Origin of the sequence: Pseudomonas sp. BN515 (assembly GCF_029873155.1) — a bacterium.
Taxonomy (GTDB): domain Bacteria; phylum Pseudomonadota; class Gammaproteobacteria; order Pseudomonadales; family Pseudomonadaceae; genus Metapseudomonas.
In genome coordinates this window covers 1-13,713 of the sequence record NZ_SSOH01000024.1, presented here as the reverse complement: position 1 = coordinate 13,713, position 13,713 = coordinate 1, and the positions used below count along the sequence as shown (strand labels likewise).

The 13,713-nt window shown below is 65.1% G+C and carries 13 protein-coding genes and 1 pseudogene; 7 read left to right on the top strand and 7 right to left on the bottom strand.

Annotated elements, in window-relative coordinates:
* The first annotated feature begins 15 nt into the window (after window positions 1-15).
* Window positions 16-1,116, top strand: coding sequence for a P1 family peptidase (locus E8E91_RS06135; protein WP_280375023.1), 1,101 nt, complete (start codon window positions 16-18; stop codon window positions 1,114-1,116).
* Between the two features lie 21 nt (window positions 1,117-1,137).
* On the opposite strand, the gene E8E91_RS06130 is transcribed toward E8E91_RS06135, so the two are convergent.
* Complete coding sequence (locus tag E8E91_RS06130) at window positions 1,138-2,136, bottom strand: sulfate ABC transporter substrate-binding protein (protein WP_280375022.1); 999 nt, start codon at window positions 2,134-2,136, stop codon at window positions 1,138-1,140.
* 207 nt (window positions 2,137-2,343) lie between these two features.
* A complete protein-coding gene (locus E8E91_RS06125) occupies window positions 2,344-4,524 on the bottom strand; it encodes a patatin-like phospholipase family protein (protein WP_280375021.1) in 2,181 nt (726 codons plus the stop codon).
* 71 nt (window positions 4,525-4,595) lie between these two features.
* Between E8E91_RS06125 and E8E91_RS06120 the strand changes: the two genes are divergently transcribed.
* Together E8E91_RS06120 and rfaD are read left to right on the top strand one after the other, a co-directional pair.
* Entirely contained in the window at window positions 4,596-4,880 is a 285-nt protein-coding gene (locus tag E8E91_RS06120; RefSeq protein WP_280369314.1) for a SelT/SelW/SelH family protein, read from the top strand.
* Between the two features lie 86 nt (window positions 4,881-4,966).
* Window positions 4,967-5,995 carry an ADP-glyceromanno-heptose 6-epimerase gene (gene rfaD, locus E8E91_RS06115; protein ID WP_280375020.1) on the top strand — a complete coding sequence of 343 codons (1,029 nt, stop codon included), beginning with the start codon at window positions 4,967-4,969 and terminating at the stop codon, window positions 5,993-5,995.
* A 173-nt stretch (window positions 5,996-6,168) separates the two neighbouring features.
* Here rfaD and E8E91_RS06110 read toward each other — a convergent pair whose 3' ends face one another.
* The 3 genes from E8E91_RS06110 to E8E91_RS06100 form a co-directional block, all read right to left on the bottom strand.
* Complete coding sequence (locus E8E91_RS06110; RefSeq protein ID WP_280375019.1) at window positions 6,169-7,053, bottom strand: DMT family transporter; 885 nt, start codon at window positions 7,051-7,053, stop codon at window positions 6,169-6,171.
* Window positions 7,050-7,385 (bottom strand): tRNA-binding protein, encoded by a 336-nt coding sequence (locus E8E91_RS06105; protein ID WP_190830066.1) that lies wholly within the window; start codon window positions 7,383-7,385, stop codon window positions 7,050-7,052. Before E8E91_RS06105 ends, E8E91_RS06110 begins: the two co-directional genes overlap by 4 nt.
* 83 nt (window positions 7,386-7,468) lie before the next feature.
* Window positions 7,469-8,221: an AraC family transcriptional regulator gene (locus E8E91_RS06100; protein WP_280375018.1), complete on the bottom strand. Its 753-nt coding sequence runs from the start codon at window positions 8,219-8,221 to the stop codon at window positions 7,469-7,471.
* Between the two features lie 134 nt (window positions 8,222-8,355).
* Between E8E91_RS06100 and E8E91_RS06095 the strand changes: the two genes are divergently transcribed.
* Window positions 8,356-9,189, top strand: coding sequence for a UDP-2,3-diacylglucosamine diphosphatase (locus E8E91_RS06095; RefSeq protein ID WP_280375017.1), 834 nt, complete (start codon window positions 8,356-8,358; stop codon window positions 9,187-9,189).
* Window positions 9,186-10,211, top strand: coding sequence for a glycosyltransferase family 1 protein (locus E8E91_RS06090; RefSeq protein WP_280375016.1), 1,026 nt, complete (start codon window positions 9,186-9,188; stop codon window positions 10,209-10,211). The genes E8E91_RS06095 and E8E91_RS06090 overlap by 4 nt, the downstream gene beginning before the upstream one ends.
* 119 nt (window positions 10,212-10,330) lie before the next feature.
* Here the strand turns inward: E8E91_RS06090 and E8E91_RS06085 are convergent, their stop codons facing one another.
* Both E8E91_RS06085 and E8E91_RS06080 read right to left on the bottom strand, forming a co-directional pair.
* The gene (locus E8E91_RS06085; protein ID WP_280375015.1) at window positions 10,331-11,704 is read right to left on the bottom strand and encodes an adenylate/guanylate cyclase domain-containing protein; all 1,374 of its coding nucleotides are present in this window, start codon (window positions 11,702-11,704) and stop codon (window positions 10,331-10,333) included.
* 220 nt (window positions 11,705-11,924) lie between these two features.
* The gene (locus E8E91_RS06080) at window positions 11,925-12,242 is read right to left on the bottom strand and encodes an Mpo1-like protein (protein WP_280375014.1); all 318 of its coding nucleotides are present in this window, start codon (window positions 12,240-12,242) and stop codon (window positions 11,925-11,927) included.
* A 143-nt stretch (window positions 12,243-12,385) separates the two neighbouring features.
* Between E8E91_RS06080 and E8E91_RS06075 the strand changes: the two genes are divergently transcribed.
* Together E8E91_RS06075 and E8E91_RS06070 are read left to right on the top strand one after the other, a co-directional pair.
* Window positions 12,386-13,396 (top strand): AraC family transcriptional regulator, encoded by a 1,011-nt coding sequence (locus E8E91_RS06075; protein WP_280375013.1) that lies wholly within the window; start codon window positions 12,386-12,388, stop codon window positions 13,394-13,396.
* 197 nt (window positions 13,397-13,593) lie between these two features.
* A pseudogene (locus tag E8E91_RS06070) lies at window positions 13,594-13,713 on the top strand (IS481 family transposase); the annotation flags it as partial.

The following is a 13,713-nucleotide window of genomic DNA, read 5'->3' as shown; positions in this document are numbered from 1 at the left end:
GTCACAGGAGTCGCCATGCGCGCGCGTCAACTTGGTATCAGCATCGGTCTCGGCACGCCGGGAGAGTTCAACGCCATCACGGATGTACCGGGCGTACGGGTCGGGCACAGCACGATCTGCGAGGAGCGCGAGGGAAAGCAGGTCCGCACCGGCGTGACCGTGGTTCAGCCCCGGGACGGTTCGGCGTGCGAGCAGCCCTGCTTCGCCGGCTGTCACGTACTCAATGGAAATGGTGATGCCACCGGACTGGAATGGATTCGCGAGGCGGGCCTGTTGACCACGCCCGTCGCCATCACCAATACCCACAGCGTCGGCGTGGTGCGCGATGCACTGGTGGCCGCCGAACGGGACGCCGTCGGGGATTCCGTCTACTGGTGCATGCCGGTAGTGATGGAAACCTTTGACGGCCTGTTGAATGACATCTGGGGTCAGCATGTCGGTGCGGCCCAGGTACAGGAAGCGCTGGCGGAAGCTCGTGCAGGCCAGGTGGCCGAAGGACCGGTCGGAGGCGGTACCGGCATGATCTGCCACGAATTCAAGGGCGGCATCGGCACCTCGTCGCGGCGTCTGGCGGCGGAGCAGGGCGGCTGGACGGTGGGCGCCCTGGTCCAGGCCAACCACGGCGTGCGTCGTGAGCTGCGCGTGGATGGCTACCCGGTGGGGCGGCTGTTGCAGGGAATCGAGTCGCCCTTCGCTGAGCGCGACACGCCCGGCATGGGCTCCATCGTGGTGATCCTCGCCACCGATGCGCCCCTGTTGCCGCACCAGTGCCAGCGCCTGGCCCAACGTGCCTCCATCGGCATCGCCCGCACTGGCGGTGGTACGGAAGACGCCAGCGGCGACATCTTCCTGGCCTTCGCCACCGGCAACCGGGATCTGCCGCCAGCGGACTACGCTCGCAAGGACCTGCCCTTCAGCACGCCGCTCACCATGGTCAACAACGATTACATCTCGCCGTTGTTCGCGGCAGCGGCGGAAGCGGTGGAGGAAGCCATCATCAATGCGCTGCTGGCCGGGTATGAGATGACCTGTGCCGATGGCAGAAAGGTGCCGGCGATGACCGGGGATGTGCTGCTGGAGGCGTTGAAAAGCCTGGGATGGAAACCTGCCCGCTGATGCGGGCAGGTCAGGGGGCGATTACTGCGCGGTGTAAACCTGATCGAAGATGCCACCGTCGTTGAAGTGGGTCTTCTGTACGTCGCGCCAGTTACCGAAGGTCTTCTCCACAGAGAGGAATTCAACCTTGGGGAAGCGGTCGGCGTATTTGGCGAGGATTTCCGGGTTACGCGGGCGAAGGTAGTTGTTGGCGGCGATGGTCTGGCCCTCGTCGCTCCACAGGTACTTGAGGTAAGCCTCGGCGGCGGCGCGGGTGCCCTTCTTGTCCACTACCTTGTCGACTACGGCCACCGGCGGCTCGGCCTCGGCGGAAACGCTGGGGTAGACCACTTCGAAACCGCCACGGCCAAATTCGCGGGCGATCATTTCGGCTTCGTTCTCGAAGGTCACCAGCACATCACCGATCTGGTTCTGGATGAAGGTGGTGGTCGCGGCGCGGCCACCGGTATCCAGCACCGGTGCTTGCTTGAACAACTTGCCGACGAATTCCTTGGCCTTGTTCTCGTCTCCGCCGTTCTTCAGCACGTAGCCCCAGGCGGAGAGATAGGTGTAGCGGCCGTTACCGGAAGTCTTGGGGTTCGGCACCACCACCTGCACGCCGTCCTTGAGCAGGTCCGGCCAGTCCTTCAGGCCCTTGGGGTTGCCCTTGCGCACGATGAACACGGTGGCGGAGGTGAAGGGAGCGCTGTTGTTCGGCAGGCGGGCCGCCCAGTCCTGCGGCACCAGGCCGCCGTTGTCGGCCAGGGCGTTGATGTCGGTGGCCTGGTTCATGGTGATGACATCGGCGGGCAGGCCGTCGATCACCGCGCGGGCCTGTTTGCTGGAGCCGCCGTGGGACATCTGCAGGGTGATGTTCTCGCCTTTCTCCGCTTTCCAGTGCTTCTGGAAGGCAGCGTTGTAGTCCTTGTAGAAGTCGCGCATCACGTCGTAGGAGACGTTGAGCAGCGTGGGCGCGGCTTGGGCGGCGCTGGCCAGGGCGAGGCCGGCGGCGAGGAGGGAGGCGGAGAACAGTCGTTTCACAGGGCGTTCCTTCTGGGCAGTGTGAGTCGCCGACTATAACGGAATGGCATATGTCCTTTTAATACTGAAAATTCATTTGATTATTCCCATTTTGCTCAGCCAGCTCCTGTAGGTTGTGGCTGAGCAATGCGAAGCCCAACACGCAAATGTTGGGCTTCGCTGCGCTCGCGGAACGCCGCCCGGCCCAACCTACAAAAGCAGACAGGCTCAGAACACGCGGCCCAGGTTGAGGTAGAGCGCGCGCTCCGCTTCGTCGTTCAGGCCGTAGCTGAAGTCCAGCGGCCCCAGGGGCGTATCGAAGCTGATGAAGACGCTGGCGGCATTGATGTAGCCGCTGTCGAAGCTGTCGTCGTTGTTCCAGGCGCGGCCACGTTCCAGGCTGCCGCCGAGGTACACCGGGAAGTCCAGCGGCAGGAACGAGCGCTGGGTCAGGCGGCGGTAGTAGATCGCCCGCGCCAGGCTGATGTTCTGGCCGCTGATGGAATCCTGGCGGAAGCCCGAGAGTTGACGCGCTCCGCCCAGCAGGAAGCTCGAGGTGACCACCTCGGCATCATCGATGGTGCGCCCATAGCGACCGCCGAGGACAAAGGTGTCCGGCCCCGAACTCAAGGCCTTGTCCAGGCTCAGCTGCCACTGCCGGTAGCGTTCGTCCGAGCCGAGCCCCGGATCGTACTGGCGCAGGGTGAGGCCGATGTCCTCGCCCTCATGGGGGAAGTCGACGTTGTCCAGCGTGTCGAAGGAGTACTTCAGCTCGTAGTAGCCCTCGGAGAAGTCGAAGCTGGGCAGGTCGCGTTCGCCCACCCGCACATCCGCCTGGCCCCAGGCCTGGCCGACGCCGAAGCGGATTTCGCCGTTGTTGGCGATCTGCCGGCCGAGGTTGAGGCCATAGCCGTAGCGTTCCAGGCGGTATTCGGCGATTGGGTCGTTGTCGAGGATGGCCTCGATGTTCTGCGCTTCACCGAACAGGTAGGGAGCGACGAAGTAACGTGAGCCGGCGTCCAGCGGCTGGTAGAACTCGCTGTAGAGCTCCTGGTGGTCGCCCAGTTGCAGGCGGGTCAGCCATTCGGCGCCCAGTTCGTTGATGCCGTTCTTGCGGTAGCTCGCGCCCAGGTTGAAGGCACTGTCGCCGCGCATGTCGTCGGACAGGTTCAGGCCCAGGCGCAGGTAGTCGGTGCCGGCGCGCTTGCCGCGGGCGTTGATCACCAGGGCGTTGCCATCCTTGCGGCGGACCACGCGGTAATGCACCTGTTCGAAGTAGTCCAGGCCGTAGAGCGTGCTCATGTCGCTCTGCAGGCGCTCCAGGTCCAGCGGGGCACCCAGCGGCTGGCGGATGTAGCGGCGGATGACGGCGTCGCTGACCTTCGAATCGTTCTCGATGAGGATGCTGCGGATCACCGGCGTGCGCTCGCTGGGCAGGCGCGCGCTGTCCAGGGCCAGGTCGCGGCTGCTGGACAGCGGACGCAGTTCCGCCAGGCGAGGGGCGAGTATCTGCGCGGCGCGATAACCGGCATCGATCATCTCGCGGGAGTGGCCGAAGTCGGTGGCGCCGTAGCCGGCCAGGGGCGGCTGGATCAGCACGTCGGTGGGTTTGAGGGTGGCCAGTTGGGCCTCGGAATTGGTGCGGGTCATCAGGGTGACCGACTGATTGAGCACATCCACCACTGTGGCCAGTTCCTTGCGCGAGCGCAGGGGCGTGCCGATGTCGACCACGATCACCCGATCGACGCCCATCTCGCGGGCCACATCCACCGGGATGTTGTCCACCATGCCGCCGTCCACCAGCAGGCGGCCATTCACTTCCACCGGCGCGAACACGGCGGGAATCGACATGCTGGCGCGGATCGCCTGGGGCAGGTGGCCTTTGCGGAACACCACCTTTTCGCCGGTGGCGATGTCGGTGGCCACGGCGCGGAAGGGAATGGCCAGCTTGTCGAAGTCGCGGGTGTCGCTGGTGTGCACCAGCAGGCTTTCCAGCAGCAGGGCGAGGTTCTGCCCCTGGATCACGCCCAGTGGCAGGCCGAGGCTGCCGTCGTCGCGAAAGCTCAGGCGCTGCTTGACCAGGAAATCACGGTCGTCCTGTTTGCGACGGAAGGGGACTTCCTGCCGTGGCGGGTTGTCGGAGAGCGCCTGCTGCCAGTCCATGTGGATGGCGATCTTCTCCAGTTCATCCACCTTGTAGCCCGCCGCGTAGAGCCCGCCGATCACCGCGCCCATGCTGGTGCCGGCAATGGCGTCGACCTTGATGCCCTGTTCCTCCAGCGCCTTGAGCACCCCGATATGGGCCAGGCCGCGCGCGGCACCGCCGGACAGCACCAGGCCGATGCGGGGTTCGGGTTGTGCGAAACAGAGGAGGGGGAGGAACAGCAGGCAAAGCAGAAGGCGGCGCATAACGCATCCCTGGTCAGGCGAAGATCCGAAGCCGGCTATTATAGGGCGCCCAACCTGTCGCCGAGCCCAACATGTCAGCCAGCAAGCCCGAAATCGTCATCACCTATTGCACCCAGTGCCAGTGGCTATTGCGTGCCGCCTGGCTGGCCCAGGAGCTGCTCAGCACCTTCAGCGACGACCTCGGCAAGGTGAGCCTGGAGCCGGGTACCGGCGGGGTGTTCCGCATCACCTGCAATGGCGTGCAGATCTGGGAGCGCAAGGCCGATGGCGGTTTCCCCGAGGCCAAGGTGCTCAAACAGCGCGTCCGCGACCAGATCGATCCGGCGCGGGACCTGGGTCACAACGATCGCTCCTGATCCGTCGTCTTTTGCTACAGGTCAACAGGCGAGCAGGGATCGAGGCATAGCCTGACGGCATGTCCATTCCCCAGAGGAAGTCCGTCATGAGCATCATCGTCACCGGTGCCGCCGGCTTCATCGGCAGCAACCTGGTCCAGGCCCTCAACCGCCGCGGCGAGACCGACATCATCGCCGTGGACGATCTGACCGAAGGCGACAAGTTCCGCAACCTCGCCGACGGCGAAATCGCCGATTACCTGGACAAGCGCGACCTGCTCCCGCTGCTGCGTGAAGGCCGCTTCGGCCGGCCGCGCGCGGTGTTTCACCAGGGCGCCTGCTCCAGCACCATGGAGGGCGACGGGCGCTTCATGATGGACAACAACTACCGCTACAGCTGCGAGTTGCTGGACGCCTGCCTGGCCCAGGGCGTGCCCTTCATCTATGCGTCATCGGCGGCGGTCTATGGCGGCAATCGGGTGTTTCGCGAGGAGCGCGAGGCGGAACGCCCGCTGAACGTCTACGGCTACTCCAAGTTCCTCTTCGACCAGCGCGTGCGCCGCCTCTTGCCCGATGCGCGCAGCCAGGTGGTCGGGCTGCGCTACTTCAACGTCTACGGCCCGCGCGAGAGCCACAAGGCGCGCATGGCCTCGGTGGCGTTCCATTGCTTCCGGCAGTACCGCGCAGACGGCAAGGTCAGCCTGTTCGGGGGCTATGACGGCTACGCGGGAGGTGAACACCTTCGGGATTTCGTCTCGGTAGAGGACGTGGCGCGGGTCAACCTGCATTTTCTCGACCAGCCGCAGCGCTCTGGCATCTTCAACCTCGGCACGGGGCGCGCCCAGCCGTTCAACGATGTGGCCTGGAGCATGGTCAATGCCCTGCGCGCCCACGACGGCCTGCCGCCGCTGAGCCTTCCGGCCATGCGCGAGCAGGGCCTGCTGGAATACAGCGAATTTCCCGACGCCCTGCGTGGCAAGTATCAGTGCTTCACCCAGGCCGACATCAGCCGTCTGCGTCAGGCCGGTTACCGCCAGCCCCTGCTGGATGTGCAGCAGGGCGTGGAACGCTACTGCCGCTGGTTGCTGGAGCAGGAGGCGGGTGGGTGGCTGCCTGAGATGGGCCAGGCGGCCTGAGCGCGTTTCGCGGAACGGGGCAGGGAGTGCGATTCCGATGAAGGCAGGCAGAGGGCGCCGCTCGCTTGCCCCGTTTCGCGATCCCTAGGCAGGCCTTGTAGGAGCGAGCTTGCTCGCGAACCTCCTGAGCCAGCCCTTTCTGCCGTTTCGCGAATGAATTCGCTCCCACAGAGTTACGGCGTCGCAGGGGCTACCTTGGCTTCGGCCGGCGCGCCTTTGCGCGCCGACAGGGCGATGGCGAAGATGATCAGCGCGCCGCCCGCCAGCATGCGCAGGCCGGGTTGCTCGTCGAACAGCCACCAGGCGAAGGCGATGCCGTAGACCGGCTCCAGGGCGAAGATCACCGCCGTGGTGCGGGCCTTCAGCACCTTCAAACTGGCGACGAACAGGCTGTGGGCAAGGCCCGTGCAGAACACCCCGAGCAGGGCGATCCAGAACCAGTCCATGGGTTTCACTTCGTGCAGTAGCGGCCAACTGAACGGCGCCAGGCAGAGCACGATGGTGAGGTTCTGGCAGAGCGCCGCCTTCACCGGGTCCAGGCCCTTCACGCTGACGCGGTTGAGCAGCGACAGGAGGGAAAACAGAAGGCCCGACAGGATGGCCGACAGCAGGCCCTGGGTGGCCTCGCTGCCCCAGTCGAAACTGGGCGTCACCAGCACCAGGCCGAAGCTGACCAGCCCGACGATCAGGATTTCCTGGGCGCGGATGCGCTCGCGGAACAGCAGGCCCTCCAGTAGCAGGGTGAAGGCCGGGAAGCTGGCGAAACCGAGGGTGGCGATGGCCACGCCAGCCACCTGCACCGCGTGGAAGAAGGTGATCCAGTGAGCCCCCAACAGCAGGCCGCCGAGGCCCAGCATGGCCAACTGGCGCAGGTTGGGGTTGGCGCTGCGGCCACGGGCGATGAGCTGGGCGAAGAGTGCCAGGGCGATGACCGCGAACAGCCCGCGACCGAAGGTGATGATCATCGGCGCGGTATTGGCGAGCTTGCCGAAGATGCCCGAAAGCCCGAACAGCAGGGCGCCCAGGTGGATCGCCAGCAGCGCGTTGCGTTCCTTCATGCCAGGCGTGCCCCATTGGGCAGAGGCTTGTCGAAGCTGGCCAGCACTACCTTGTTCTCATCGTCATGGACGCCGGTGACCAGCACTTCGGAACGGATGCCGGCGATGCGCTTGGGGGCGAAGTTGCACACGCACAGCACTTGTCGGCCCACCAGGTCGTCGGCCTGGTAGTGGGCGGTGATCTGTGCGCTGGAGGTTTTCACCCCGAGTTCGCCCAGGTCCACTTCCAGCACGTAGGCCGGCTTGATTGCCTTGGCATTGGGGGCGGCGGAAAGGATGGTGCCGACGCGCAGTTCGACGCGCTCGAAGTCGCCCCATTCGATGGTGGACATAAGGTTCTCCCTGATAACGACCGCCACCAGTCTAGTGAGGACGAACCGCCTTGTCTGTCGCCAGGCTCGCGGGCTTTGTCGCGTTACTCGCGGCCATTGCGCAGGGCGCGCGGGGTGATCCCGAACTCGCGGGAAAGGGCGGCGGTGAAGGCGCTCTGGGAGCTGTAGCCGACCTTTGCGGCGATCTCGCCCACGGCCAGTCGGCTTTCCAGCAGTAGCTGACGGCCGAGGTGCAGGCGCCGGGCGCGCACGTAGTCCATGGGCGTCTGCCCGGTTTCGGTCAGGAAGCGGGCGTGGAAGCGCGCCACCGAGAGGCCGCTGAGGCGCGCCAGGTCAGCCACCTGCAGGGGGCGGGCGGCGTGCTGGTCGATATGGGCGTCGAGCGCCGCGAGAGGCAGGGCGCCGTTGTCCTCCACCTGGGAGCCGGGGGCGGCCAGGCTGGCCAGCAACAGTCCGGCGGATTGCCCGGCAATCACCTCATCGGCCAGGGGACTGGCGGCGATCCAGCTCACCAGCTGGCTTTGCGCCGGGTTCAGGTTCAGCGCGCCGGGGCGTTCCAGCAGGCGCCGGCCGGCGTCGAAATGTCGGCCAAGCGTGAGTCGCAACCAGTCGTCGTCAGGTACGTCCACCACCAGGCAGAGGCTTCCGCCAGGGCTGCCGCAGGCGTGCTGCGCTTCAGGCGGCACCACTGCCAGCGTCTGACGCTGTACCAGCGCGCCACGGCCGTCCACTTCGAAGTCCAGGCTGCCGTTCAGGCCGAACACCAGCTGGGCGTGGCTGTGGCTGTGGACCAGCAGGTCGTGGTTGTACTGGCGCAGGGACAGGATCGAATGCATGGCGCTCACCTCGGGGCAGGCGGCCATTCTACTCCCAGCGACGCGCCGTGCGTTGTCACAGGCCTGCAACCTCGCGTTCATTCTCGATTCACCCCAAGGGCTCACCATCGTATAAACCCCGCCGGAGGTCGCCCATGAGCAGCGTCGAACGCCTGGAACCCGTCACCAAGACCAAGCCCCGCAAGCAGCGCGTGCGTACCCTGTGGATTTCCGACGTCCACCTGGGCACCCGCGACTGCCAGGCCGAGCACCTGGCGCGTTTCCTCAAGCAGTACCATGCCGACCGCATCTACCTGGTGGGCGACATCATCGATGGCTGGAAGCTTCGCGGCGGCATTTACTGGCCGCAGGCGCACACCAATGTGATCCGTCGCCTGCTGACCATGAGCAAGCGCGGCACCGAGGTGATCTACGTCACCGGCAACCACGACGAATTCCTGCGCCGCTACTCGGCGCTGATGCTGGGCAATATCCAGCTGGTGGACGAAGCGGTCCACGAAACCGCCGATGGCCGTCGCATGCTGGTGATCCACGGCGACCAGTTCGACGTGATCACCCGCTACCACAAGTGGCTGGCCTTCCTCGGCGACTCCGCCTACGAATTCACCCTGACCCTCAACCGCTGGCTCAACCATTGGCGGGGGCGCTGGGGCTACGGCTACTGGTCGCTGTCGGCTTACCTCAAGCACAAGGTGAAGAGCGCGGTGAACTTCATCAGCGACTTCGAGGAAGCCATCGCCCACGAATGCGTCAAGCGCGGCCTCGATGGCGTGGTCTGCGGCCACATCCACCACGCGGAAATCCGCAAGGTGGGTGGCGTGGAATACCTCAATTGCGGCGACTGGGTGGAATCCTGCACGGCCCTGATCGAGCACTGGGATGGCAGCATCGAACTCTATCGCCTGGCCGATGCCCAGGCGCGGGAGCTGGAAGCCCGGGCCGTGGAGCTGGTCGAGCCGGCGGCATGAGGATACTGATCGTCAGCGATGCCTGGTCGCCCCAGGTAAACGGCGTGGTCACCAGCCTGCAGGCACTGATGACCGAACTCGAGGCCCTGGGTCACCAGATCATGCTGCTGTCGCCCCAGGGCTTCCGCTGCCGGCCTTGCCCGAGCTACCCGGAAATACCGCTGGCCTGGAACCTGTGGCGGGTCGGTCCGATGATCGAGTCGTTCCAGCCGGCCTGCGTCCACCTGGCGACCGAAGGTCCGCTCGGTTGGGCCGCGCGGCGCTGGCTGGTGAAGCGCGGGCTGGCCTTCTCCAGCGCCATTCACACCCGTTTCCCCGAATACATCCATGGCCGCTGGCCCTGGGTGCCCCTGTGCTGGGGCTATGCCTTCCTGCGGCTGTTCCACCGCCCCAGCCAGGCGGTGCTGGTGACCACCGAGCGCATGCGCGAGACCTTCGCCAGCCACGGTCTGGTCTGGCTCAACCTGTGGCGCAAGGGTGTGGACACGGCGCTGTTCCGCCCGCTGGCGCTGCCAAGGCCGGAGCGGCCGGTGTTCCTCTGTGTCGGCCGCCTGGCCACCGAGAAGAACCTGGAGGCCTTCCTCGGCCTGGACTTGCCGGGGGATAAGTGGGTGGTGGGCGATGGTCCGCTTCGTGCCGAACTGGAGGCGCGCTATCCCGCTGCGCAGTTCTTCGGCTATCGCCAGGGCGAGGAACTGGCGCGCTTCTACGCCCAGGCCAGCGTGCTGGTGTTCCCCTCGCTGACCGATACCTACGGCCTGGTGATGCTCGAGGCCCTGGCCTGCGGTACGCCGGTGGCGGCCTTCCCCGTGGCCGGCCCGCTGGATGTGCTGGAGCCGGGGGTCACCGGTTGCCTGGACGACGACCTGCGGCGTGCCTGCCTGGCAGCGCTGGAGCTGGATCGTGAGCGTTGTACCGAGCGGGCAGGGCGGTTGTCCTGGCGGGCCTCTGCGCTGGAATTCCTGGCGTGCCAGCCGTTGCTGGATGGCGAATCTTTCCCGGACGCGGTTCCAGATCTGTAGGGGCGAATTCATTCGCCAAGGGCAGCGTAGCTGCCCCCTTTCAACCTCTATGGGCAGACCTTCGGCCTGCTTGGCGAATGAATTCGCCCCTACAGGTGAGATTCCACCCATGTGAATGATCAGGGAATGATCTTGTCCCGCAGCTTCTCGGCGGCCTGTTGCAGGGCCTGGATGACCTTGGTCTTGTCGTAGTTCTGGATGCTGTTGGTATCCAGGTACATGGAGAAGCCGGGCAGTTCGTGCTCGACGTAGCTGGAGGCGGCGCCCAGGTCGCGGCGGAAGTCCACCACCTGGTAGATCTGTACCGGCCGGCTGAAACCCTTGACGTTTATCTGGCCCTTGTCGCGGCACATGATCACGTCTTTCACCAGCGAGTAGGTCTCGTGGGAGATGAGGATTTCGCCGGCGTCCGAAGCGCTTTCCAGGCGGCTGGCCAGGTTCACTTCGCGGCCGATGATGGTGTAGTCCATGCGCGTGTCCGCGCCGAAGTTGCCCACGGTGCAGTAGCCGGTGTTGATGCCCATGCGGATTTCCAGTGGCTTGGTGATGCCCTGGGCGCGCCATTGCTGGCGCAGCACCTTCATGTGCTTACGCATGGCCACCGCCATGGACACGGCAGCCACTGCGTCCTTCTTGGCGCCCTGGGTGGCGGGGTCGCCGAAGAACACCATCACGCTGTCGCCGACGAATTTGTCGATGGTGCCACCGTATTTCAGGGCGATCTTCGACATGTCGTTGAGGTAGTTGTTGAGCAGGTCGGTCAGGGCTTCGGCTTCCAGTTCCTCGGACAGCTCGGTAAAGCCCTTGATGTCGGAGAAGAACACACTGAGCTTCTTGCGCTGGGTTTCCAGGCGCACGCTCTTCTTGCCGCTGAAGATCATTTCCCAGACCTGGGGCGACAGATATTTGGCGAGGTTGCGGGCCAGCCGGGCGGCCTTTTCCTGCTCGCGCTTGATCTCGCTGCGGGCCTGGGCCAGACGCAGGCCCTGCTGATGCACGAAGAAGGCGGTAATGCAGATGTAGAAGGTAGTGAAGAGCACGCTGACGACGGCCACCAGCGCCGGCGTGCCCGCCTTGAATGCGGGCTGCAGGGCGAGGCCGACGGCGGCCATGCTGATCAGCGCACCGCCCAGTACCAGGGTCATCTGGCGCAGGCCGCCGAGGATCATGGCGCTGAAGCACAGGGTCAGCACCACCATCAGCGTGGGGACCACCGAGAATCCCAGGAGGACGACGGAGGCGCCGGCATGGAAGGTGTCCACGCCGAGGAGGATGCGGTCGGTGCGCTGCCCGGGGAAACGCAGGCTCAGGTGGTGGGCCAGATGCGGGTAGAGCAGGGCGTAGGGGACCATCCAGAGGATGTCGAAGCCAAAATGCTGGACGTAGGTGCCGGCGGCGATGCTGGCGGCGACTGCCATATAGGCCAGCACGCGGGAGTAGTACTCACGCAGCACGGGCGTCGCGGTGGAAGGGTCGAGCAAGGTGGGCTTCATGGCTTGGATCTGTCCCTGGTGCTTTCTTGACGCCGGGTTGCAGCGTTGGGGAAACGCTGCAAGTCCTGGGCCATGACTTCGGCTGGTGCGGGATCATAACCAAGCGAGGGATGGGCGGCCAGACTGGCGCCAGTCCCTTCGTTCTCAGAACCTGTTCACGGCCTTGCGAGCCGGCTTTTAACGCAGCAGGGCCGGCGCGCAGCTGATCGTGAGCAGGTTGTCAGAAGCGGATGCGACCGGTGAAGGCGTCCTTCAGCATCACCCAGTCGCCCATGAAGCTGTAGAGCGGATACTTGAAGGTGGCCGGCTTGTTCTTCTCAAAGACGAAGTGCCCGACCCAGGCGAAGCCGTAGCCGGCAAAGGGGATGGCCAGCAGCCAGAGCCACTGCTGGGTCGCCAGGCTGTAGCCGAGGATGCCGAGCACCAGCAGGCTGCCCACGTAGTGGAGGCGGCGGCAGGTGTCGTTGCTGTGTTCCTGCAGATAGTAGGGGTAGAACTCGGCGAAGCTTTGGAAGCGTTGGACGGACTCGGCGGGCATGGTGGTGGCTCCAGGTTCTTGTTGTCTGGAGCAGTTTAGGACGGGTGTCTCCGGGGGCCAGTGACAATGGGCGCCACTTTAGTATCCTTGCCGGCACGTCGCCCTGCCGGCGGCGGCCTTGAACTTCAGAACAAGAAGGCGCCATGAGCGAACGCACGACTTCTTCGAGCTGGGCCCTGGGAATCGTCCAGGCACTGGAAATGGGTGGAGTGGACTGCCGCAACCTGTTTCCCGAACTCGGCCTCGACTACCAGGCACTGAACGATCCCGATGCCCGTTTCCCCCAGGACGGCATGACCCGTCTCTGGGTCCGCGCGGTCGAGCTGTCCGGCAATCCCGCCATCGGCCTCAACATGGCCAAGGTGGTGCGCCCGGCATCCTTCCACGTGGTGGGTTATGCGCTGATGTCCAGCCGGACCCTCAAGGAGGGCTTCGCCCGGCTGGTGCGCTACCAGCGGATCATCGCCGAAGGGGCTGACCTCAGTTTCTGCGGCACCGCCGAAGGTTATGAACTGCGCCTGTCCATCCACGGCGACCGCCTGCCACCGGCCCGGCAAAGCGTGGAGGCATCCATGGCTTATTGCCTGGCATTCTGCCGCTGGATGACCGGGCGGCCGATCAACCCGCTGGAGATTCGCTTCCAGGGGCCGGCGCCGGCAGACCTGGAGCCTTATCGCCAGGTGTTCCAGGCACCGCTGCGCTTCAACGCCGAGCACTGCGCCCTGCTGTTCAGCCGTACCGACATGGATACGCCGCTGCCCACCGCCAATGAATCCCTGGCCCAGTTGCATGACCGTTTCGCCGGTGACTATCTGGCGCGCTTCTCCGGCACCCGCGTCACCCACCAGGTGCGGCAGGTGCTCTGCCGCCTGCTGCCCCAGGGCGAGCCCAAGCGCGAAGTGGTGGCGAGCCTGATGCATCTGTCGCAGCGCACCTTGCAGCGCCGCTTGCAGGAGGAGGGAGTCAGCTTCCAGCAGTTGCTGGACGACACCCGCCGCGAGCTGGCCGAGCAGTATCTGGCGCAACCCAACCTGACCCTGCTGGAAACGGCCTATCTGTTGGGGTTCGCCGATCCGAGCAACTTCTTCCGTGCCTTCCGTCGCTGGTTCGACAGCACCCCCGGCGAGTACCGCGCGCGGCTGGAAGAGGTCTGATTCGCTCCCGCTGTGGGAGCAATTCATTTGACCGTGGGAAACCACGTCCTGAGGACGTGGTCATGTGACGATTCGAATCCCGAGCTAGCAGGGTAGGGTGCGCCGTGTGTTCAGCCGGGGGACATAGGTAACGGGTGTCGGGAGACATGGGTAACGCATTTACGCTTACGGGATCCGTCGAATGAGGAGTTCGAGCGATGCCGTGGCAGGAGTGCACCACCATGTCGATTCGGCGTGAATTTGTGTGGTTGGCTGAACAGCCGCAGAGCAATGTCCGCGAGCTGTGCCGACGCTATGGCATCAGTGCGAAGACGGCC